Here is a 21,314-nt window from a genome sequence, read left to right on the forward strand (position 1 = left end):
TTGCGTCGTCCATCGCATTGCTCCGTCGTTACGATGGCATCACCTTCGCACCGCGCTTACGTGCATTCAAGACGGGATGCGCTGACGGATACCTAACTAGCAACCGGGCGCGAGATTTCCGGTGCGTCGTGATAGTCGGTCAGCGGCTCAGTGAGCAGCCAGTACACTCCACGCTGCGGGATAACGCAGATAGATCATGAGCACTGCCACGCCGAGCCGCTCATGATCGCCGCAGTGTTGCCTCACGCTCATCTTCAGGAAAGGCCAGCAGTTCGAAGCGCCGGGCCGCAGTGAGCAGCTCACGTCGAGGAATTTTTTGTTGGTCTCCACGCCGTTATTCTGTTTCCTGGTCCAGGCGGTAAGTGGCGAAACGCCTGCAGAAGGCTGCCTGCCGGCCCTTCGAGTTTTTGATCCATCGCTTTGATTATGATTTTCATCGCGCCAGCGCTTCGGTCCTGATTGCTCTCGCCAGGGACGGTTGAAGAATCTGAACACTTCCACGAGGGCGGTACTCGAAACGGCTCCTGCCGACTTCATTCAAGCAAAGGAGTTCAGTCGACCAGCGATCTTCTCTAGCGTTATCGGGAGGTCTCGCACCCGCACACCGGTGGCGTGATGAACCGCGTTAGCGACCGCTGAAGCCAAGCCAGTCGTGCCGATTTCTCCGATACCTCGAGCGCCGAAGTCGTTCAAATGGAGATCCGGGTAGTCGAGGAGCAGAACATCGATTTCCGGCTGATCTGCATGCACCGGTACCACATACTCCGCATAGTTATTGTTGGTCGGATAGCCGGTGCGCTCGTCGTATTCGGTAGCTTCGAAGGTTCTGGTCCAAATAGGCTGTCTGGACGAAAAGGTCTCGATAAAAAGGATACCTTATCGATAAGACAGGACCGCATTCCATACGGTGGGTACAGTGGCATCTTTGAGGCCGAGCTTTGCGAGATTGAATTGGCATTGGTCCGGGACTTGATGTGGCGATGGTCCTGTTCGATCAGATTGTTGAGATATTTCGAAGATCGAACCTTCGTGCCATCTGGCATCAGGCCGTCGGCCTTCATCTCGCGCACAGCACGGTGTGAGGCGGCATAGCCATCGAGTGTAATGGTTTGCGGCGGCCGCCCCAGATGTTTGATTGCCTTGTTGAAAAAGGCTTTGGCCGCGTTCACATCGCGTTTCCCCCTGAGCAGGAAGTCAACCGTCTGACCCGCCCGATCTACTGCCCGATAAAGATAGACCCATTTACCGCGGACTCTCAGGTACGTTTCGTCGACGCGCCACGACGTTCCCGCAGGCGTGCCGAAACGGTTCCAGCGCTTGACAAACTCCGGCGTGTAACGCTTCACCCAACGCAGGATCGTTGTGTGGGCGAGCGACAGGCCGCGCTCGGCCATCATCTCGACGAGATCACGCAGGCTGAGCTTGTAGCGTAGATACCAGCGCACGCACTGAATGATCACATCGCGGTTGAAGTGACGGCCTGAGAACAGATCGCCCATGTTTTTAAGCTTGCTCATTATCGAATCATGAGATCGAGGAAGCAGCACTCTAACCGATCACATTCACTGTTTGCACCAGAACCCTATCGCAAAGGTAGCGGCCCGCCGGGACGTCATGCCGAGAACGTTCGGCACAAGCAGCGTGAGGTCATGTAGTAGAGCCAGCTCACTGCAACGAACCATCTCCTGCCAAGGTGCAGTAGATGCCGCGCGAATCAAAGAATTGCGGGCGTAGTGCTATCGGGTCGACGCCAGCGTGCTCGAGATGGTAGCGCCATGCCGCAGGGACTTCATCAACTGCGTCGACCTATCTCTGCGACCGCCAGTGGAAGATGCCGCTACTCGCTCCGACGATCAACTTCGATTTGACGGCCAACTCAGGCGCTTAAAGGTAATTCGGCAAAGCTTCACAGATTCCGGCCGACCCCATCTAAAATACCGCGCGTGGTCAGCTCTTACTTAAGGGGCCCGGTTTCCGGAAGGCACTACTGCGACTTGGGTTTTGATTAGCGCTATTCAAAACGTAACTGAACAAAGCTCAAATCGTCCGTCTCAAGACAACGGGCTTTCCACCCATCGTCTGCTTCGTCATCCACGCCGCAAGCGCCGAGTCCATGTAGTCGGCGTGCCCTGGAAACCAGCTGTACAGATGCAAGCCGATGTCATGCACCAGCGCGCAACCGGCCTGCCCTGCTTCGACCGCTGCTTTGACGTCCCGCACCGACTTCAGCACGGCTTCGTGCTCTTCGATGTGGCAGTCGCGCGGCGGAAAGTTCGTCGTGCGCATCCATTCGTCTTCCTGCTCGAAATGGCTAACGGCGTGTTTCTCGAACTCCACGATAGCGGCGAGGGCGCTCGCATCGGTGCAAGCCACGAGCCCTAGCGCGACTCTGTAGAATTCTTCATGGACATCGTCCATCGGTGTGAACCCGAGTAGCCGCGCATCTGACCACGCAAGGCTATTATCACTTTCCCGCACAGGGGCTTCAGCGTCTTTCGATACAAGGTCTTTCATCTTCACTCAATCCGGCGTTAGAAACAGCTATATCATAGCCAAGTTATATTAAGCGTTGGAAGATTCCCGGCGTTCTGCCGTCAAAGTGGCTTAAAACTCGAATCCTGCCAGACTCCGTGCGAACCGATCGGCCGCCAACGGCACGATCCCGAGCAGGACCAGTTCCGGAGCAATTTTCGCAATGACACGGGAGGATTGGCGATTAAACGCGAACGGTATTCGGTGGAGCAGAACGTGGCTGCACTCAAGCAATGGGACGCGTCCGCGCTTTGACGTCGTGGACGTCTTCAACCGTGAGGCGCTCGCCATTGAGGTTGGACATCGTCTGCGTGCAGACGACGTTGTCTCGGTACTGAACCGGCTGGCGGCGCTACGTCGTGCGCTACGTTTCCTGTTTGCCAATAACGGCAGCGAGTTCTCTCGTCGCCTGCTGAATATGCTCGCGTACCACTACAAGTTACAGATCGACTTCAGCCGTTTGGGCAAGCCGGCGGATAACAACTTCATCGGGACGTTCAACGGCTCATTCCGGGACGATTACCTCAACCTGCACTGGTTCGGATCTATGGCTGAAGCAAAACGCGAGATCGAGGCATAGCGGCGGGACTCCAATGAGACCCGAGCTGACTTGTCCCTCAACGATTTAACACCGGGCGAGTTTCCCGCCTGGCAATATAGTCTTCGGCCTGCGGCCGAAGACTCATGAAAGGCCAGACACTAACACCTCAACCTGACCAGGAAACCCAAAGCGGTTCAGAAAACACCCCAAAGGTTGGATCGGTGTCCAAGTTTGAGGTGCGGTTCGCTCTGGAGGCTTTTTTTCTTTTTATTGCCCGCTTAGAGCGTTAGAACTTGTGCTGGATGCCGACCATGCCACCCGTCTGGTTCGCGCCCGTTTGGACCGTACCGCCACCCGTAAGCGCCACTGCACCATTTCGGCTGTTGATCATATACCCGAGCATACCGTACACCGAGGTACGCTTCGACAGGAAGTACGTTGCACGAGCCGTAATCATGGTCGAATTCGACGTCGCCGGCGCTACGCTACCCGGGACGATCGAACCGTTCTCGATCACGCCGCCGATATTCGACGGGTTGCTCACATTAAAATGCGCGCCGACGAGATCGAGTGCCAGGAACGGCGTAGGCAAATAGGTACCGTTCAGGAAGTACAGATCCGTGTGGTACGACCGACCGACGTCCACGTTGTGATGTATCCAACCACCTGCGAACTTCCCGTGGCTGAAATTGTAGTACGCCGTAGCCTGGATGTGCGTGTCTTTGTCCGAGCTACTCACAAGCGGGCCGAAGTCCGTTGATGCCCCACCGCGCATCTGATCGAAAGACACCGATGCGCCGTAGTTCGCGGTGTCATACATCACCATAGCGGTGACCTGCTTACAGGCCTGGAAATTGCCCGGAACCTGGCCAGCGCAGCCTGTTCCACCCGGGCCCGGCACCGTCGCCGAATCGCGACCGAAGCTATACGTCGCGCCGATCGTCACGCTGCCGAACTTGCCCATGTAGCCAATCGCATTGTCGCTACGTGCGTTCGCCAGGTAGGGGTCAAAACTGGCCAGGCCGATCAGCGCCGGTCCCAGGATATCGGCGTTTACGACCGAGTAATACGTCATGTTGCTTTGACGTCCAAACAGCACTGTGCCGAACCGGTTGCTAAGACCGACGTTGGCCTGACGACCGAACAGACGCCCACCGTAGTTCAGACCGCCCGTCCCCGGCGCGAAACCGCTTTCGAGGTTGAACACAGCCTTCAGGCCACCGCCCAGATCCTCCACACCCTTCAGCCCCCAACGCGAAGGCAATTCACCCGTCAGTGCCGGCATGCCATAGACCGAACCACCAGTCTTGGCGTGGTTATAGAACTCGATGCCCGTATCCATGATGCCGTAGAGCGTGACACTACTTTCTGCATAGGCTCCCGTAACGGAGAGCAGCATTGCCGCCCCGATAGCGAGTTTCTTCACCTTCATAGGAATCTCCAATTTTATTATGAAGACGCGTTTCTTCGTTTCGCGTCCAGTCGAATTATCAGGAGGATTTGTGCGAACGTAACGCCCGGTTTACCCGCAATTATTAATCCGGACCTCGCCCACACCTCCACCATCACTCTGCAGACCTAATTACTAAAACCGAATCGGATCGTAAATATTGGTTATGAATATCTGATATCGGTAGATTCGATTAAAGAGCGCTTGGAAGACCACTGCTCGTGGACTACTTGGCGACCCTACGCATCAAAGTTGTTACACGGAATAACGCGCCAGGAAAAGCCCCGATTTGACGAGGCTCTTCTATCACTGCTGTGCCTGAAACTCCCTTTCCAACTGCGCCCAGCGTTCACCGCACTCGACTGCGCCCGCCACATATTCCTGGGGTATTTCGAGGTACGGAGGACGCGATGGCCCCGGATCGATCAGGCCTGCCGCCTTGAACCGCAGATGGCCGATCTGGATGCTGTAGTCCATGAAGCGCGCGAGGTCGCCGCCCGGGAACATCGGTGCTTCCGCCCATTTCAATTTAGCGGTGATTTCCTTCGCCCGTTCCCAGTTGCCTGCCAGAACGGCACGCGAGTTTGCCACGATGGGGCTCGGCGCACAGGCAATGCCACCCGTCCAGCACGCGCGTGCGAGCTCGGGATGCTTGATCGCCACCGGATACCATTCCGGCGCCAGCGGCAAGATACGCATCTTGTCGCCGACGGCGATCATGTCGGGTTCGAGCGTGGGACCACCGACGTGCTTGGCCGCGACAACTTCCGGAATTTCCGCCAGAGCCTTGTAGGCCTCGGGGCTGATCTTTGCCTTGAACGCGATCGGGTTGTCGTACACGACGAGCGGAACGCCAGGCAGCGCTTCAGCGATGTCCTGGTAGTAGCGAACGATGTCCTTCTGATCGACGGACAGCCACATCGGGCGGCCGACAAACAGGCCATCGGCGCCCAACTCGATCAGTTCACGGCCACGAGCGATAGTGTCACGTGTATTCATCGTCGTAACACCAGCGAAAAACGGCCGGGATTTGCCGTTCGTTTCGATGATGCACTTCGTGAAGTCGAGATGTTCCGCACGCGTCAGCGTTGCCCCCTCGCCGAACGTGCCGTTTGCCATCAAGATATCAACGCCGGCCGCCGTCACCAGTTTGATCATCTTCTCGGTTTCGTCGAGATTGACGCTGTTCTTCGTATCCCACCGGCCTGCGTCCGGCGTTGCAGGCGTCGGTACAATCCCAAGCACACCAACGATGTCTTCAACCGTAATTCTCATTTCCACTCCTGAGTTTGCTCAAGAAAAAACTTGAGTCCAATTACAAGCCAACGTACTGTCTAACGCAGTCACCGTCTGCCTCAAGTGCAGCCGAATCTCCAGTCCAGACCACGCGTCCCTTTTCGATCACATAGTGACGATCAGCCAATTTCGACAGCGGCGCCAAATTCTTGTCGACCACGAGCATTGCCTGACCCTCGTCCTTCAACATGCCCAGGCATTGCCAGATTTCTCGCCGGATTAACGGAGCCAGACCTTCCGTCGCCTCATCGAGAATAAGCAGACGAGGGTTCGTCATGAGTGCCCGTCCGATTGCCAGCATCTGCTGCTCGCCGCCCGAGAGATTCGAGCCCAAATTCGTTTCGCGCTCCTTCAGGCGGGGGAACCTTTCGTACACGCGATGCAGGACCCAAGGGTTATTCACCTGTCTACGGTTTGTCGCCGCACAGATCAGGTTTTCCTTGACGGTCAGATTGGGAAAAATTCCGCGTCCCTCCGGCACCAATCCGATGCCCGCCTGAGCAATGCGGTAATCCGCCATGCCCGAGATCTCTCGACCATCAAATAAGATCGACCCGCCCTTGATCGGCAGTTGTCCCATCAGTGTTTTGATGGTGGTGGACTTCCCCATGCCATTACGGCCAATCAGTGTCACGACCTCGCCAGCCGCGATCCCTAGCGATATATCCCAAAGTACCTGACTCGTGCCGTAACTCGCCGCGATATTCTTTATTTGCAGCATCACATGAGCTCCGACGGTTCGCCCAGATACGCTTCCTGCACCGTCTGGCTGCACCTGATTTGATCCGGAGTGCCGGTCTCGATCGGTTGCCCGGAAACCAAAACCGTCACGCGATCTGCGAGTTCAAACACCGCATCCATGTCATGCTCGATCAACAGCATGCTGATGTCGCTCTTAAAGCGTTTCAGCAGCGCCACCATTGCTTCCGATTCAACTTGGCTCATACCTGCAAGCGGCTCGTCCAGAAGCATAAGGCGCGGCTTGAGTGCAAGTGCCATTGCCAATTCAAGCTGGCGCCGCGCGCCGTGCGCCATTTCGGAAACCGGCGTGTTCATTTCGGTCTCCAATCCCACCTGCAAGAGGGCTTCGCTCGCCTCGCCAATGAGATCTCGATCTCGGCGCGTCGGCGTCCAAACTCCGAAATTCCGCCCCGTACGGCCCTGAACCGCCAGCATGACATTCTCGAGCGCCGTCATATCGTTGAACACGGAAGTGATCTGATAGGAGCGCACGAGCCCCATCTGCGCCCGGCGATGGGTGGGCGCGGCCGTCACATCCTGCCCGCGGAAAACAATGCGCCCTTCGTCCGGCACAAGTTCGCCCGACAATTGGTTGATGAGCGTCGATTTCCCCGCACCGTTCGGGCCGATCAGGGCATGGATCTCACCCTCTAGCACGTCAAGCGTTGCGTTGTTCGTGGCGACGAATCCGCGAAAGCGCTTGACCAGATTTTTCACCTCGAGCAAGGGGCTCATCCACGCCCCCAGGTGTTGGGAATCGATCCAAAGATGCCGCGCTTAACCGTCATCGTCACAATCACGATAAACGCGCCGAGCAGTGCCATCCAGTGGTTATTGAGCAGCTGTTCGACGTCATGCGGCAAACCGAACTTCGAGCTGGAAAATACCTCCTCGAACGTCAACATGACGATAGTCCCCACGAACGGCCCAATAATGGTCGCCTGACCGCCCAAGACCACCATGGCCATCAGTTCGCCCGAAACCGTCCAGGTGACGTATGAGGGCGCTGCAATCTGCACCAGATTCGCCAGAAAGAAACCGGCGAGGACGCAGATCAATGCCGACAAAACGTACGCGGCCAGACGGTATTGAATCGTCGCAAATCCCAATGCTTTCATCCGCCGTTCGTTCGAGCGGCAACCCTGTACCGCCTGACCGAAGCGGGCGTTCATCATCCGGTTCATGAAAAAAAGAATCGCGATGAACGCGGCGAACACAACGTAATAAAGTACCGTATTCCCCCCAAGGTCCAGTCCGCCAAACGCACTGCGATGTTCGATCGTCAAGCCGTCGTCTCCGCCGTAGTCCGTTAGCGTCATGATCAGGAAATAAAGCATTTGCGCGAACGCCAGCGTAATCATGATGAACGCCATGCCTGACGTGCGCAGGCTGATCAATCCCACGATGGTGGCCACCACGCCACCGACGATCAATCCAACCATCAATTGCGTCCAGCCACTACCGATACCGTGAAATGCACAGATGCCGACAGCGTAGGCCCCGATCCCCATGTACAGCGCATGACCCAGACTGATCATCCCGCCATAGCCGAGCGCCAGGTTCAGTCCGCTCGCGGCCATCGCCATGATCAGAATGCGCGTGGCGAACGTCGTGTAATAACTTTGCCCGAGCACGCCCGAAAGCAACGGAATGAGGGCGAATGCCGCCAACAGGATGATGGTGACCGCCGTCCGTGGCGTGACAATGATTCTCTTACCCATGCTTAACCGGAAATAGACCTTGCGGGCGCAATGCGAGGACTGCCGCCATCACGAGATAAATCAGAATGGAAGCCAGCGACGCCCCGACAACCTGAGCACTCGCGTGCGGCATCACACCCCGAAGCAGAGCGGGCAGGAACACGCGTCCTCCTGTATCGACCAGCCCGACGATCAGCGCGCCGTAAAAAGCCCCGCGTATGGAACCGATACCGCCCGTCACGATGACCACCAGCGTCAAGATCAGGATTGGACCACCCATTCCTGGTTGAACAGACGATAACGGGCCATTCATGAAGCCCGCGAGCCCGGCCAGGCCAGCACCGATCGCGACGACTGCGCAGTTCAACCTCCGGATGTTGATACCCAAGGCTGCGATCATCGTGGCGTTGGATGCCCCCGCGCGAATCAGGATACCGATGCGAGTTCGATGAATGAAAATGTATAGCCCGACGGCCACGAAAAGACCAACGACGAGGATCGCGAACCGATACGTCGGATAAGGAATTCCGAATATCCGAATTGCACCGCCGAGCGAGTCCGGAACCTGCGTGGCAATCGATCCTGATCCCCAGATGATGCTAACGAGCTCGTTAAAGAACAGGATCAGGCCGAACGTGGCTAGTACATGCGTCATGTGATCGCGGAGGTACAGCTTGCGGAAGATCGCCGTTTCGAGCATGACACCGACGACCAGTGTTCCGAAAACACCCGCCGCCGCAGCCTCGACAAAGGACCCGGTAGCGTTGAACGTAACAGCCGCGAAATACGCGCCGAGCATGTAGAGCGAACCGTGCATCAGGTTCACGAAGTTCATGATGCCCAGCACGAGTGTCAGGCCGGCGGATAGCAGGAAAAGTAACACGCCGAACTGTAACCCGTTGAGTAACTGCAAAAGCACAAGTGATGGCGACATGGGGCTGCCCTGTTCGGCTCTCCGACTATCAAATGGACCAACGGTGTGCGCCCCTGGGAGCCCACACCCGACACTTATCCTGGTGTCGCTCGGGTCACCGATTTCCGCGGCTTGAAGGACAGGAAAAGACCGATCGCAATCATGAGGATAATGATGCCTACGGCGCGGATTCCGACCAGGTTGCTCCCCGTGTTGGCGCTGATAATAGCCACGATAATCGGGGCTGCGAATTCACCGAAGAACACGCAGGAGACGTATCCGCCCGATCCCTTCGCGCGGCGTTCGACCGGAAGTTTAGACATCACGATATCGGCGATGGACGGAATTGCGATCCCACAGCCCGCAGAGTGGAGTACAACGGCTACCAACGTCCATCCTAGACCGATAACCGGCGCCTCCGAGATTCCGATCAGGCCAACGGCCATGAACGAAAAGCTGGCGACCAGGCAGAACTTCGAGCCCAACGGACGGGTGAACCGCGTACACAGCGCACCGATAACCAATGCGAGGTGCGAGACACCCATGATCATGCCGATCTGGCCCGGCGTTGCCGTCCCGATGCTTTTGAGCACGAAACTGAGTTCAACAGCAGCGACGAACATGGAGATCGCTGCGAAAAAGAGCAGCGCATAACTCGGCAGCATCCCAGTCCACTTGAAATCCGTGTTCCAGGCGGGCTGCGCCTCCTCCTGTCGCCTCGCGGGTTCCCAAAGAAGCGCGAGTGCCATCGGGATCAGAATCACACCGCATATGTAAAGCCAAAATGGAGTGCGCCAGCCGTGGTTCCCAAGCAGACCACCGAAGACAAAAAATGCCGACGCGGCCAGTGAACTGATTGCCGTTTGATAAGCGAACACGCGCTCGCGGGCGGCACCCGTGTAGTAGTCGCACATCAGAGCCGTGCATATCGTGATCGCCATCGCTTCGGTCACGCCGAGAGCAATACGACTGCCGACAATCCAGTGAAGATCGGCCAAGTACAGCGGTGCTGTGCCGAATAGCGTATAGAAGAAAAGGGTAACGCCGATCATTGGACGCCGCCCAAACTTCTCTACCAGCCATCCTGCAGCGGGTCCAAGCAAAGCAATCATGAGCGCAGGCGTTGTCATGGTGAAACGCACCCACATCCCTACATGCGCTACATATTGAAAGTTCTCCACCATTCGTGGAAGCGACGGCGCAATCAGAACCCCACCCAGGACCGGCAGACAACTTATGACCATCAAAATGAACGTCTGTGCTGCTCCTGCTACTCTCGGCTTGGAGCCGTGCCCTAGATGATCGACCATCATGTCTCCACATCATTGATTGAATCAATTTTTTTGTTTCGTGTGCAACCGGGTTGTCACTGCGTGCTCTGAGATTTTCCTGTCCATCGTTTGACCAGACCGGTATCGATGTCGAACAGGTCGAGCGCCCGACCAACGGTGTGATTCACCATCTCGTCTATCGTTGCTGGACGAGAGTAGAACGCAGGCACGGGCGGCATTATGATCGCGCCGCTATTCGCAGCCCTTTGCATGATGTCGATATGCCCAGCATGCAGAGGCGTCTCCCGAACCATCAGAACGAGCGGTCGCCGCTCCTTCAGGCAGACATCAGCCGCGCGCGTCAACAGGTTGTCTCCAAAGCAGTTGGCGATGCTTGATAGACTCTTGATAGAGCACGGTGCGACCAACATCCCAGCGGTGCGAAATGAACCGCTGGCGATGGCATCCCCGATGTCAGCGTAGTTGTAGACAACACTGGCGAGGGCCTTCACATCCTTTACCGTCCAGTTGGTCTCTTCGGCGATGGTACGGGACGCCGAAGGAGACATAACCAGATGGCTTTCGACGTCCGGGCTCTCGCGCAGAGCCTCCAAAGCGCGGATGCCGTAAATGGCGCCCGACGCTCCCGAGATTCCGATAATAATGCGCCGTTTCACTCCATTTCCTTAATGGCGTTTTCATCGGGCCGACCATCGTCACCGATCGGCAGACGCTTGGCCAACGCGCGTTCACCCACCTTGTGATAATTACCCTCGACGGCCCACTGTGCTTCTTCACGATCACGTTCCGAGCGCAGGCCAAGCTCATAGCCGAACCAGGGCATTCGCGGCGTCAGCGAAGGCAATCCGAGTTCTTCCCAGATTGCCTTCGCGTTTTCCATGAACGGACGCGCGGGCAGCGAAACCGGCGCCATGTTCTTCTTGCGCATCGCGTTGACAAGCATCATCGAACCGTAGAGCAGCTCGTTCGAATGACCGTCACGGGTCGCATACCGACGTTCCGCAGACGGATCGAGACCCATGCATCGCTCAGGCAAGGTCACGAAGTCCTTATGCGGCCGCGTGCGATAGCACATCGCCCAAATTACGGATTCGAGGTCGTTCGGATCGATGTCCTCGTCAACCGCGATTGCGAATTTGCCCACGTGATTGTGGCGCCCCGGCAGTGCATAGAGCGCTTGCCATGCCACCGCAGGATCACATGGCTTCATCTTGACGACACACCAGTAATCCAGCGCGATCTGGTGGAAGGCGACGTCCACGACCTGCGGGATGCCACAGTGATTGCGAAGGTGGAACAGATACGTATTGTCCTGACCGACCTTCTTGAGCATGCTGCTCTCGCTAGGAGGCATCTGGCTCGTGATGTTCGTAAACACCGGATTACTGCGGTGCGTGATTGCCGTCACCTGGAACACCGCGTTGTACTCGCGCTCGCCCATGTAGCCGGTGTATTCGCCAAACGGCGCCTCAGGCTCCATGCAGTCCGTGAGGAAGTAGCCCTCGATGACGAGTTCGGCGTTAGCCGGAACCTGCAAATCGACGGTCTTGCAGCGCACGAGATCGAGCGGCTCACCGATCAGGCTACCGGCGACCGCGTATTCCTCTACGCCATACGGCAACCGGGTGCCTGCCGCGTAAGTCAGTGCAGGCGGGCCGCCGATAACTAATGCGGCGGGCATGACCTTGCCCAGCTTCCGGTAGGCGTGCCAGTGGATCGAACCGTGATTCAGGTGACCGAGCAGCACACCCATGCGATCCGGTCCCTTGATCTGGCCACGGTAGTTGCCGACGTTCAGCCAGCCGGTCTCCGGGTCCTTTGTGACCCAATTCGAGGCCGTCGTGTAGGGACCGACGTCGAAGCCAGGCGTAGAGATCGGAATTGCGAACTCGTCCAGACCGCCATGCGCCAGCAGATCGTCGCCCATGTGCACTTCTTCCTGCACGGGACCGTATTCGACGATTCGCGGTGCGATCGGTGCGGCCTGTGCTTCCTGCCAGCGTTGTTTGACGTCCTTGACGTCGCAGCCCATACCCAGGGCGTAGACTTCTTTCGACGACGCGTAGATACCTACTGCGGCGCCGCCATTGACCTTGTTGCCCTTGGCATCGACAACGTGTTCGAACAGAAAGCCGCGTCGCTCCGATTCCGGCAGACCCCGGAACTGCCACTTCACCAGTGGCATCAGTTCCGTCTCCTTGCAGATCGGACGGCTGATTCGGAACAACTTGCCGGCCCGTTCAAGTTTTTCGAGATAGGTACGGAGATCCTGCGGATTATCTTTCCGTTCCTGCGTAGGCGTATCAGACATTGTAGATTCCCAAATTTCCAGGTGAAGGTCAGCCGATAAGGAGGCTGACCTGTCGAGGCTTACTTCAGCGCGCAAGCGCTGACAAAAGGATCGGACGGATCGTGCATCGGCGCGGCGATCAACTTGAGGGTGACACCACCCTTACCGTCCTTAACGGCTTCCAGGACGTCGTAATCTTCATTCGGGAAGTGATTTTTCGCGAACGAGAAGTGGCCGCGAATGGTTGCGAACTTCGCCTGCTTCAGTGCGGCGCCCAACGCTTCCTTGTCGTCCATATTGCCCTTGACCTTGGCAATGGCCGAGTCGATCAGCTGTGCTGCGTCATAGCTTTGCGCAGCGAACATCGTCGGTTCCCGGTGATACTGCTTCTCGAAGGCAGCGACGAATTCCCTGTTCGCTGCGTTATCGAGATCCGGCGACCATGCACCGCTCGTCACCGCGCCTAACGCTGCATCCTTCAGAGCCGTCAGGTTGTTGCCATCGACAGCGCCCAGTGCGAGCAGCGGAGTCGTCTTGCCCAAACCGGCTTGTTGATACTGACGCACGAAGTTGATGCCCAATCCGCCTGGGTAGAAAACGAATACCGCATCGGGTTTCGACGCTGATACCTGAAGGATTTCAGCCGAGAAATCCTGCTGCGAGAGCGGCGTGTAGATCTCGTCCGGCACTTGACCCTTGAAGACATGCTTGAACGTCGCCAGGAAATTCTTTCCCGAAACGTAGTTCGGCGCCATCAGGCTGATGCGCTTATAGCCCTTGTCGTTCGCATACTTGGCGAGCGTCGCGCTCAGCAGTTCCGGTTGCCACGAGGTGACGAACTGGTACGGCGAGCACTCCGCGCCTGCCATCGGGTTCGTCGTTCCGTTCGAGATGACGACAAAGACCTTGTGCGGCGTGGCGACCCTCACTGCCGCAGCTGCCATCGGCGAAAACGTCAGGCCCGTGATAATGGGCACGTTGTCCTTTTCGATCAGTTTTTGCGTGACCTGTGCTGCCACCTCGGGCTTGAGCTGGCTATCCTCCCGGATAACCTGAACGGGAACGCCGCCCAGTTTTCCGCCGTTCATCAGAACGCGCAACATGAAGCCGGCGTATTGATCTTCACCCAACGTCGCTTGCGGACCCGACAACTCCGCTTCAAACCCGATCTTGATCGGAGCTTGTTCGGACATCGCTTGCTGAGAAGCGAATGCCACGACGGAAAAAGCTAACGCCGAAACTGTACGCAGCATCTTCAAGACTTCACTCCTTTACTTAGGATAACGATTGTTGCGTCACCACTGCCAGGTGTCAACGTGACACTGATCGGCATTTACCCGATTCGCATTGACCAAACGAGGTCTTACGCCGAGTACATGATCTTGCGATAGAACTCATAGAAGCCACGGATCGCTGCTTCGGAGACCATATCGCCCTTCGTCGGCGTCTCGGTGGTGTAGCCACCCATCTCCAGTACGCAGTCGCGGTCGTTGTTGGGAAGCATGCCGTTACGCGAAAACTCGAAGACCTCCGTGTCATCCACCGAGATATAGCCAGCGGAGCCCGTAAGGTTCGCCAGCCGCGTGCGGCGAAGCGTCATCTCTTCCGTGTCGTCTTCGTAGCCGAAGAACGTCCATGCGAGTTCGAACTCGTTGGGGCCCATCGGCAGCACGTTGCGTGTTTGAAGGAGATTCTGTTGCTGCTGCACGGTTAGCGCGGGGAACATCGTGAGGTTCTGGATCGTGATGTCGTCGTCGAACTCTTTGACCGGCGTCACGGGACGCATATCGTTCAGTTGATAGCCGTCCTTGAACGAAATCATCTCTTGCTGACCGGTCAACTTGTCACGCGCCGTCGCCGTCGATGCAACGACGTTGTTCGCACGCGTGCGTTCGTCGTGGAGCAGGAGGCCATCCTGGTCCATGCGATAGAGACCGAAGCTGATGAGAAATACGTGCAGGAGCGTCGCGTGATACGAGTCTTTCAGGTTCTCCGGATAAAGTTTCCAGTTCGCCTTGATGCGCTGACGCTGATAGCCAATTACCTTGAGTTTCCGGCCATCGAACACACGGGTCAAGCGCGCGTAGACGTCTTCGCCCAGGTATTCCTTCAGCGGCAGTGCCCGCTCATCGAAGGTGGCAAACACCGCACCGTTGACGATCTCGACACGCAGTTTGCGCAGGCCGTGTTGCTTCAGATCGAACTCTTTCGGATAGCCGCCGGCGCCCTTTTGTCCGCGACGGAAAGGAACGCCCGTGAGGTTTCCCTTCAGGTCATACGTCCATTGGTGATACGGGCACATGAGGGCAGTGTCGTTGTCGAATTTCTTCTGAACGACTTCTGCGGCTCGGTGAGCGCAACTGTTGAGCACGACGTTGACACCACCCTCCTGGTCACGCGTCATCAGCACCGAGCGCTCGCCGACCGTGGAACGCTTGATGTCGCCGGCGTCAGGAATCTCGCATTCGAGGCCGATGAAGCTCCAGAACGGACCGTAGAAGATCTTTTCGAGTTCTTCCTGATAGTTCTCGGGATCGGAGTAGACCCAATTCGGGACGCGCGTGCAGTCCTCAGTAGGCCATTGGCGGGAGTTACTCATTTGAATTCTCCTTACACCGGGTACACAACCGAACCGGGCACCAGTTCGTTATCGAATACAACAAAGCGGCTCTTGAATTTCAAGGCCTCGCCGCTCGCGTCGATCTGGTCAAACGTGCGGCCCAGCAGTTGCAATTCGGGAGTGCCGTCCACCAGGGTCTGGTACACCGCGAACTGGCTGCGGGTATCCAGCACGCCCTCCTTTTCGCCGACGATTCGTACGCTACCAATCAGGTGCGTCAAGTAGCGCGGGGAAAACACCATCGTGTTGCGAATGGCCGTGACCCGATCGATCAGTGCTCCCTTGCTCTCGGCGAAGATCACACCGACCGGCAGCGAACGCTCGTAGTTGACGCGCGAAATGATTTTGTAGACGCATTCGTCGGCATACAATTCCGGCCATTGTTCGAGCCGGTCATCACAAATGATTTCGGCATGCTGGGCGTAAAGATCATCAACTTTTTCGATCATGAAGTCGCTCATCAGGTCAGCGAAACGTGCACGTTCTTGGTCTGGGTATAGGACAGGAGTTCCGACAACCCTTCTTCCCTGCCCATACCGGATTTCTTGTAGCCGCCGAATTCGGCACCGATGAAGTGCGAGCTAACGTAATTGATCCAGACGAATCCGGATTCAACGCGGCCGGCCAGACGGTGCGCCCGCGCCAGATCCTTCGTCCAGATCGAAGCCGTCAGGCCGTATTCAACCGAGTTGATCTGTTCGAGCAGCGTTTCTTCGTCATCCCATGGAATCACTGCCAGCACTGGCCCAAATACTTCTTCGCGGAATAGACGCATTTCAGGCGTCACGTCGGCGAACACCGTCGGCTCCACGAACCAGCCCTTTGCGAGCGCGGGATCATCCGGGGGGCCGCCACCGCAGATCAGACGTGCACCTTCTGCCCTGGCCGACTCGATGAAGCCCATGACCTTGTCGAATTGCGGCTTCGAGATCAGGCAGCCCATTGTCGTTTCCGGGTCCGTGGGCATGCCGCACTTGTGCTGCTCGGCAATCAGACGCTTCATCGACGACAACACGCGTTCGTAGACACTGCGATGAACGAACAGACGCGACGTCGAGCCGCACGATTGACCGGCCCACAGGAAGTTCATGCCGGACACTGCGCCCTGGATTGCCTTGTCGAGATCTGCGTCGCCGCAAATCACGAGCGGGTTCTTACCGCCGAGTTCAAGCGTCACCGGCATGATTTTGTCGGCCGCGCCCTTGAGGATCGCGGCGCCGGTGGCGGTTGAGCCGATGAGAGCCGCCTTGCGAACCAGCGGGTGCGCGACCAGCGCTTCACCGCACTCACGGTCGCCGCTGATGATATTGATGACGCCCGGAGGGAACACTTCGGAAACGAGTTCGGCCAGCAGATAGCCCGACAGCGGCGCCTGAGCAGGTGGCTTCAAGATCACGGTGTTGCCTGCTGCCACCACGGGTGCCAACTTGCTGGCGAGGAACATCAGCGGATGGTTATAAGCCACGATGCGCGCGACGACGCCGAGCGGCTCACGCAGCGTGTAGTTCAGTACGCCGTCGCCCATCGGTACCGTGTCGCCCTTCGTTTCGTGCACAAGCCCGGCGAAGTACTCGATCTGTGCCGCAGCGATCACTGCATCGCGCGCCATTTCCTTGATCGGGTTGCCGCAATTGAGCGAGTCGAGCCATGCGAATTCGTCAGCGCGATCCCTGACCTTTGCAGCCAGTTCGCGCAGCAGCCGGGCGCGCTCGATCGGCTTGACCAGACGCCACGACTTGAATGCTTCATGTGCCGCCTTGACCGCCAGATCGACGTCTTCCTTGTTAGCGACCGCGACCGGGCCAAGGCTTTCCTGCGTGGCCGGATTCACCGTCATTTCAGAACCACCGAGCGGCGCGTGCCACTCACCACCAAAGAACAGCCCCCGCCTGGTCGGCAATTCAAATCCAGTCGTCGCGCTCATGCGTTGTCTCCGTTCAGAGTAATGCGGATTTGGCCATCGGACTCCTCCACCATGTGGCATGCCAGAGCGCAGGTAATCGGGGCGCCCAGGCCTTCTCCGGTGGCAACGTCAAAACGTCCGCCGTGCAGCGGACATTCGATTACGCGGTCTTCGAGATAACCGTCGGTCATCAGCGCGTGACCGTGCGTACAGATGTTGTCCGTTGCGTAGAGTTGACCGTCAACGCGATAGATGGCGATCTGACGCCCTTGCACGGTGAAACCCTGCATGCCTCCTTCCTCGATTTCCTCGGAACGGGCTACCAACTCATTGGTGATGTCACTCATATTGATTCGCTTAACGTGATAAGGACTGGAGTGTCGTGGCCGGATCGGCCAATTTCTCTCGATCGACGATCACGCGATTGGTGATCATCTGACGGGCGTATCGCATATCCCGCCCGTTATTGATGCAGATCGCTCCAATGATTCTTCGGTCCGCGAGCGCGAGCACAGTGAACTTGCCGTCTTCCGGTTTTCCGCGCCAGACAAAATCGTTCCAGTCGCCCGGATTGCCGGCCGTTTGGATATTCAGGTGGTATTGATCGCTCCACAGCCATGCAACTTCGGCATATGCCTCGGGCTCGCCCGCGATAGCCTTCGCCACAGCGATCGCCTGATTTTGTGCGTTTTGCCACGACTCGAGCCGGATATGACGATCAAGCAGCGGATTGAAGTGCCGGGTGACGTCGCCCGCAGCGTAAATATCCGGGTGGCTGGTGCGACCGTATTCATCGACCACGATACCGTCTTGAACTACGAGCCCACAGCCTTCAGCAATTTCCGTATTGGGAATTGCGCCGACACCCATAACTACGCAATCGACGTCCAGAAACTCATCGGCGTCGAGCAGTACTCGCACTCCGCCTTCAGACTGTTCAAATCCACGCAAGCGTGCGTGGGTCACGATAGCGACGCCGTTTTCCTTGTGAACATCAGCCAGGAACGTCGCGACGGATTCCGGAAGCGAACGTTCCATCAGACGGGGCGCGGCTTCCAGAACGGTGACGGCGACACCCATTGCCCGGGCTGAGGCCGCAACTTCCAGTCCAATGAAACCGCCTCCAACGACCGCAATGCTTTTAGCCGTGCGCATCTGTTCGGATAGGCGTAGGGCGTCGTCGATGGTGCGCAGGACGTGAATCCGCTCATTGTTTGTGCCCGGGAGCGTCAGCATGCGGGGCCGCGCACCCGTGGCTAGAACGAGTTTGTCGTAACTGATCTGGCTTCGGTCCGACAAAGTCAGCGCCCGACGTTCGGCGTCAATCGCGGTTACCCGGATGTCGAGGCGGACTTCAATTTCCTTTTCATTGAAAGCGGAAATAGGCTGAATCCACGTCTTTTCGACTGCTGTCCGGCCTTGGAGAACGTCTTTCGACAGGGGTGGTCGCTCGTAGGGCGGATGCGCTTCATCGCCGATCAGCGTTATCGCGCCATCAAATCCATTGTTGCGCAATGCCATTGCAACGCCGGCGCCCGCCTGGCCTGCGCCCACTACGACGACGTGTGATTTCGAAGTACTCATTCAAAGCCCTGCTTTCAGATACAGTTGCTTCGCTTCAATCGCAAGATCCCGAACAGCGGGATTTCCGGTTGCTGAATGTGCGAGTACGAGCTTCATCATCATCCGCATGAATTCCTGACGTTCATTCGGCGTCAGCGGGGCCAGCAGGCATGCCTGCGAAGCATCTGCTCCTTCAATCAATTGGTCGATCCGCTCTCGACCAGCATCCGTAATGGAAATACTGCTGACTCGCCGATCCTCGGCATTCGCCTCTTTCGTTATAAGGCCTTCCGATTTAAGACGCTCGATCACACGCATGATGCTGGTGCGATCTACGTCGGTTGCCTGTGATAGCGAGATTTGGTCGATACCGGGCATATCAGCGATAATCTGAAGCGCACCCAATTGGATCGACGTCATGTTGTGGGGCTTCGTCTCCTCTGCAAACAGACGTACCGCGACTTGCTGAAGTCGACGAATGAGTGCCCCAGGCTTTGTGAACGGGTTGAACATAGAAGAAATAAGCCGGTATGCCCTCGCGCTGGCGCTCGGGCGGGGCCGCGATTTAATCCTTGAAGGATTCCTTGAGAAGACCGAGTTTCCGATAGATTTCACGGTCGGTGACCATGAAAATCTGTGCGCCCTCGACCGAGGTGTGGGTGACCCACGTGTTTTGCGGGATCGTGAAAATGTCTTTCTCGCCCCACTTGATTTGACGGTCACCAATCTGGCTAATGCCTTGGCCAGCGACCACACAGCACACCGTGTTCGCCGTCGTCCTGAATTCCCGCGTCTCCAGGCCCGCAATCAGACCCGTGAGATAGCAATCGAGCGTCGCCATCACGGCCTGGCCATTGAGCGGATTGACGTAACGAACTCGGCGAGAGCCGTCCTCTCCTATCGGAGCCGCGTTGAGGGCCGTCACTGCATCTTTCCACTCATAACGGAAGACCGGCGAATATGGACGCTCCGTGGCATCCAGATCGGGCACGATGCCGGCCACGGCGAACGATGAGTCCGCGACTTCCGGAGTCTGATCGACGATCGGGCCTGGCTGAAATTCATCAGTGCCCAAGTACAACTGGAGGTCAACGTCCAGGACGTCCATCCAGATCGTTGCGCCTTGACCATTATGGTGATGCGAGTGCCACGTCCATGCCGGCGTCAACACCAGGTCGCCTGGTTCCATCGGACAGTCCTTGCCGTCGACGATAGTGGATGCGCCGTGGCCTTCCATCACGAACCGCAGCGCATTCATCGAATGGCGATGCGGGCGAGCCACTTCACCGGCGAGTAGCGTTTGCAGCGTTGCACTAATGGTGCCGGTCGTTGCTTCGTCTTCGGGCGTTTTGGAGAACGGATTGACCATCGAGAGGACGCGTCGCTCCACAACCTTCGGCGACGAAATCTGCGCCGTCTCAGTCAGGATCGATCGAGTTGCACTCCAAGGCCAGATGTGAGCCTGCTCGCGCTGAACATCCAGTTTGTGCGCCGTGGGGCTTTCCCACAACGGGACGAGATCCGTATCGACCATCTTTTCCCGCAGCGAAGCAGGGATCATGTTCGTCTCTGAACTAGAGCTAACTGTCATCGGGTCTCCTGATAATTGGTCTACGGCGTAATTAATCAGCATGCTGATAGATGCTAGATATTCGTCAGCATAGTGTCAATTGCGATGATCATCAGGAAAACCCCATCGGTGCTAACCCGATACGCCCGAGCCTGTGCGTCAAGCCGGCAACTGCAAACGGCCGGCACCTCGGCGCTGATACGTACGCGGAGGAACCGATGCATTGATACGGCGGCAGCCTTCCCCAATCTCCATCGAGTCATCATTTCGACTTAGCCCGACGTGGTCTCGGTCGCCGACATCGCCTACATCGCGCTCATCAAAATTACGATCGGCTTTATGAATTTGGCTGCCGTTCCCCGATGCATGCATTCGCAAAGGCGTAAGCCATTTAATTCGCCTGCGAATGGGATCGCTAACGCGCCACCGTTTTGAAGCACGCGCGTGCTCTCGAACACCTCGAACGGGCAGTCGTCCTGCGTCGTAGAGACGGGCAAAATGATGCTCTATCGCGCGATCGGCGATTGCTCGGATCGCCCGGCGGTGCCCCGGGACGCCGAGGCGCAGTACGGCCGAGATCAGGAGGATTCGGACTCCGCGCTGCGGCGCGTACTAGCGATGCGCTCTCCGGAACGCATGCATGACGCCGACCGGGACCGTGAAATGACTGCGAGCGTATGAACCGACTCGTGCCATAATCTGTCGGCACAACATGTGCAAGAAGTTGCTACGCAAGCCGTTCGACTTCCGGCGAGAATCCAGCCGCGCGTGCGTCACCCGCTGACAAAGCTCATTCAGCAGGTAGTCCCCTGCTAACAGCGGCGCATACTTACCACGCTAGTCCGCCATTCGGCGGCCTCTTTCGTTGGCCGGGCTGTTTTTTCGCCCGCAACTTTTCTCACC

The 21,314-nt window shown here is 57.4% G+C and carries 19 protein-coding genes and 2 pseudogenes; 1 reads left to right on the forward strand and 20 read right to left on the reverse strand.

Annotation, left to right across the window (positions count from 1 at the left end; genetic code table 11):
• Positions 1 to 147: 147 nt before the first annotated feature.
• From HWY30_RS35300 to HWY30_RS35310, 3 genes and pseudogenes are all read right to left on the reverse strand, one after another.
• Positions 148 to 501: a hypothetical protein gene (locus HWY30_RS35300; protein ID WP_143037340.1), complete on the reverse strand. Its 354-nt coding sequence runs from the start codon at positions 499 to 501 to the stop codon at positions 148 to 150.
• 375 nt (positions 502 to 876) lie between these two features.
• Positions 877 to 1,517: pseudogene (locus HWY30_RS35305) on the reverse strand (IS6 family transposase).
• 520 nt (positions 1,518 to 2,037) lie between these two features.
• Positions 2,038 to 2,514 carry a bacteriohemerythrin gene (locus tag HWY30_RS35310; protein ID WP_090812330.1) on the reverse strand — a complete coding sequence of 159 codons (477 nt, stop codon included), beginning with the start codon at positions 2,512 to 2,514 and terminating at the stop codon, positions 2,038 to 2,040.
• Positions 2,515 to 2,785: 271 nt separating this feature from the next.
• Between HWY30_RS35310 and HWY30_RS35315 the strand changes: the two are divergent.
• Positions 2,786 to 3,220: pseudogene (locus HWY30_RS35315) on the forward strand (integrase core domain-containing protein); the annotation flags it as partial.
• 139 nt (positions 3,221 to 3,359) lie between these two features.
• Here the strand turns inward: HWY30_RS35315 and HWY30_RS35320 are convergent.
• From HWY30_RS35320 to HWY30_RS35400, 17 genes are all read right to left on the reverse strand, one after another.
• Positions 3,360 to 4,505 (reverse strand): porin, encoded by a 1,146-nt coding sequence (locus tag HWY30_RS35320; protein WP_090812329.1) that lies wholly within the window; start codon positions 4,503 to 4,505, stop codon positions 3,360 to 3,362.
• 324 nt (positions 4,506 to 4,829) lie between these two features.
• Positions 4,830 to 5,798, reverse strand: a complete 969-nt coding sequence (locus HWY30_RS35325) for a dihydrodipicolinate synthase family protein (RefSeq protein WP_208524353.1) — start codon at positions 5,796 to 5,798, stop codon at positions 4,830 to 4,832.
• Between the two features lie 40 nt (positions 5,799 to 5,838).
• Positions 5,839 to 6,540, reverse strand: coding sequence for an ABC transporter ATP-binding protein (locus HWY30_RS35330; RefSeq protein WP_090812327.1), 702 nt, complete (start codon positions 6,538 to 6,540; stop codon positions 5,839 to 5,841).
• Positions 6,540 to 7,295 (reverse strand): ABC transporter ATP-binding protein, encoded by a 756-nt coding sequence (locus tag HWY30_RS35335; protein ID WP_090812326.1) that lies wholly within the window; start codon positions 7,293 to 7,295, stop codon positions 6,540 to 6,542. The genes HWY30_RS35330 and HWY30_RS35335 overlap by 1 nt, the downstream gene beginning before the upstream one ends.
• Positions 7,292 to 8,281: a branched-chain amino acid ABC transporter permease gene (locus tag HWY30_RS35340; RefSeq protein ID WP_090812325.1), complete on the reverse strand. Its 990-nt coding sequence runs from the start codon at positions 8,279 to 8,281 to the stop codon at positions 7,292 to 7,294. Before HWY30_RS35340 ends, HWY30_RS35335 begins: the two co-directional genes overlap by 4 nt.
• A complete protein-coding gene (locus HWY30_RS35345) occupies positions 8,274 to 9,194 on the reverse strand; it encodes a branched-chain amino acid ABC transporter permease (protein WP_090812324.1) in 921 nt (306 codons plus the stop codon). Before HWY30_RS35345 ends, HWY30_RS35340 begins: the two co-directional genes overlap by 8 nt.
• A 74-nt stretch (positions 9,195 to 9,268) precedes the next feature.
• Positions 9,269 to 10,486, reverse strand: coding sequence for an MFS transporter (locus HWY30_RS35350; RefSeq protein ID WP_090812323.1), 1,218 nt, complete (start codon positions 10,484 to 10,486; stop codon positions 9,269 to 9,271).
• 53 nt (positions 10,487 to 10,539) lie between these two features.
• Entirely contained in the window at positions 10,540 to 11,121 is a 582-nt protein-coding gene (locus tag HWY30_RS35355; RefSeq protein ID WP_090812322.1) for a UbiX family flavin prenyltransferase, read from the reverse strand.
• Entirely contained in the window at positions 11,118 to 12,650 is a 1,533-nt protein-coding gene (locus HWY30_RS35360) for a UbiD family decarboxylase (protein ID WP_341809956.1), read from the reverse strand. The genes HWY30_RS35355 and HWY30_RS35360 overlap by 4 nt, the downstream gene beginning before the upstream one ends.
• 185 nt (positions 12,651 to 12,835) lie before the next feature.
• Entirely contained in the window at positions 12,836 to 14,008 is a 1,173-nt protein-coding gene (locus tag HWY30_RS35365; protein WP_090812614.1) for an ABC transporter substrate-binding protein, read from the reverse strand.
• A gap of 110 nt (positions 14,009 to 14,118) precedes the next feature.
• Positions 14,119 to 15,354 (reverse strand): aromatic ring-hydroxylating oxygenase subunit alpha, encoded by a 1,236-nt coding sequence (locus HWY30_RS35370; protein WP_090812320.1) that lies wholly within the window; start codon positions 15,352 to 15,354, stop codon positions 14,119 to 14,121.
• Positions 15,355 to 15,365: 11 nt separating this feature from the next.
• Positions 15,366 to 15,824, reverse strand: coding sequence for an aromatic-ring-hydroxylating dioxygenase subunit beta (locus tag HWY30_RS35375; RefSeq protein WP_167368842.1), 459 nt, complete (start codon positions 15,822 to 15,824; stop codon positions 15,366 to 15,368).
• A gap of 11 nt (positions 15,825 to 15,835) precedes the next feature.
• Positions 15,836 to 17,299 (reverse strand): aldehyde dehydrogenase family protein, encoded by a 1,464-nt coding sequence (locus tag HWY30_RS35380; protein ID WP_090812318.1) that lies wholly within the window; start codon positions 17,297 to 17,299, stop codon positions 15,836 to 15,838.
• Entirely contained in the window at positions 17,296 to 17,625 is a 330-nt protein-coding gene (locus HWY30_RS35385) for a non-heme iron oxygenase ferredoxin subunit (protein ID WP_090812317.1), read from the reverse strand. Before HWY30_RS35385 ends, HWY30_RS35380 begins: the two co-directional genes overlap by 4 nt.
• Positions 17,626 to 17,635: 10 nt before the next feature.
• Positions 17,636 to 18,862, reverse strand: a complete 1,227-nt coding sequence (locus HWY30_RS35390) for an NAD(P)/FAD-dependent oxidoreductase (RefSeq protein ID WP_090812316.1) — start codon at positions 18,860 to 18,862, stop codon at positions 17,636 to 17,638.
• On the reverse strand, positions 18,863 to 19,261 hold the full coding sequence (locus tag HWY30_RS35395) for a MarR family winged helix-turn-helix transcriptional regulator (RefSeq protein WP_167368841.1): 399 nt from the start codon (positions 19,259 to 19,261) through the stop codon (positions 18,863 to 18,865). It abuts the gene before it with no gap.
• 145 nt (positions 19,262 to 19,406) lie between these two features.
• The gene (locus HWY30_RS35400) at positions 19,407 to 20,432 is read right to left on the reverse strand and encodes a cupin domain-containing protein (RefSeq protein WP_167368840.1); all 1,026 of its coding nucleotides are present in this window, start codon (positions 20,430 to 20,432) and stop codon (positions 19,407 to 19,409) included.
• Between the last annotated feature and the right edge of the window lie 882 nt (positions 20,433 to 21,314).

The organism is Paraburkholderia tuberum STM678, assembly GCF_902833905.1.
In the GTDB taxonomy this organism is placed as follows: Bacteria; Pseudomonadota; Gammaproteobacteria; order Burkholderiales; family Burkholderiaceae; genus Paraburkholderia; species Paraburkholderia tuberum.

Coding starts and splice junctions, on each gene's coding strand:
- HWY30_RS35310 (WP_090812330.1), bottom strand. CDS start 2,514: ATGAAAGACCTTGTATCGAAAGACGCTGAAGCCCCTGTGCGGGAAAGT.
- HWY30_RS35320 (WP_090812329.1), bottom strand. CDS start 4,505: ATGAAGGTGAAGAAACTCGCTATCGGGGCGGCAATGCTGCTCTCCGTT.
- HWY30_RS35325 (WP_208524353.1), bottom strand. CDS start 5,798: ATGAGAATTACGGTTGAAGACATCGTTGGTGTGCTTGGGATTGTACCG.
- HWY30_RS35330 (WP_090812327.1), bottom strand. CDS start 6,540: ATGCTGCAAATAAAGAATATCGCGGCGAGTTACGGCACGAGTCAGGTA.
- HWY30_RS35335 (WP_090812326.1), bottom strand. CDS start 7,295: ATGAGCCCCTTGCTCGAGGTGAAAAATCTGGTCAAGCGCTTTCGCGGA.
- HWY30_RS35340 (WP_090812325.1), bottom strand. CDS start 8,281: ATGGGTAAGAGAATCATTGTCACGCCACGGACGGCGGTCACCATCATC.
- HWY30_RS35345 (WP_090812324.1), bottom strand. CDS start 9,194: ATGTCGCCATCACTTGTGCTTTTGCAGTTACTCAACGGGTTACAGTTC.
- HWY30_RS35350 (WP_090812323.1), bottom strand. CDS start 10,486: ATGATGGTCGATCATCTAGGGCACGGCTCCAAGCCGAGAGTAGCAGGA.
- HWY30_RS35360 (WP_341809956.1), bottom strand. CDS start 12,650: ATGCCACTGGTGAAGTGGCAGTTCCGGGGTCTGCCGGAATCGGAGCGA.
- HWY30_RS35365 (WP_090812614.1), bottom strand. CDS start 14,008: ATGCTGCGTACAGTTTCGGCGTTAGCTTTTTCCGTCGTGGCATTCGCT.
- HWY30_RS35370 (WP_090812320.1), bottom strand. CDS start 15,354: ATGAGTAACTCCCGCCAATGGCCTACTGAGGACTGCACGCGCGTCCCG.
- HWY30_RS35375 (WP_167368842.1), bottom strand. CDS start 15,824: ATGATCGAAAAAGTTGATGATCTTTACGCCCAGCATGCCGAAATCATT.
- HWY30_RS35380 (WP_090812318.1), bottom strand. CDS start 17,299: ATGAGCGCGACGACTGGATTTGAATTGCCGACCAGGCGGGGGCTGTTC.
- HWY30_RS35385 (WP_090812317.1), bottom strand. CDS start 17,625: ATGAGTGACATCACCAATGAGTTGGTAGCCCGTTCCGAGGAAATCGAG.
- HWY30_RS35390 (WP_090812316.1), bottom strand. CDS start 18,862: ATGAGTACTTCGAAATCACACGTCGTCGTAGTGGGCGCAGGCCAGGCG.
- HWY30_RS35395 (WP_167368841.1), bottom strand. CDS start 19,261: ATGACGTCGATCCAATTGGGTGCGCTTCAGATTATCGCTGATATGCCC.
- HWY30_RS35400 (WP_167368840.1), bottom strand. CDS start 20,432: ATGACAGTTAGCTCTAGTTCAGAGACGAACATGATCCCTGCTTCGCTG.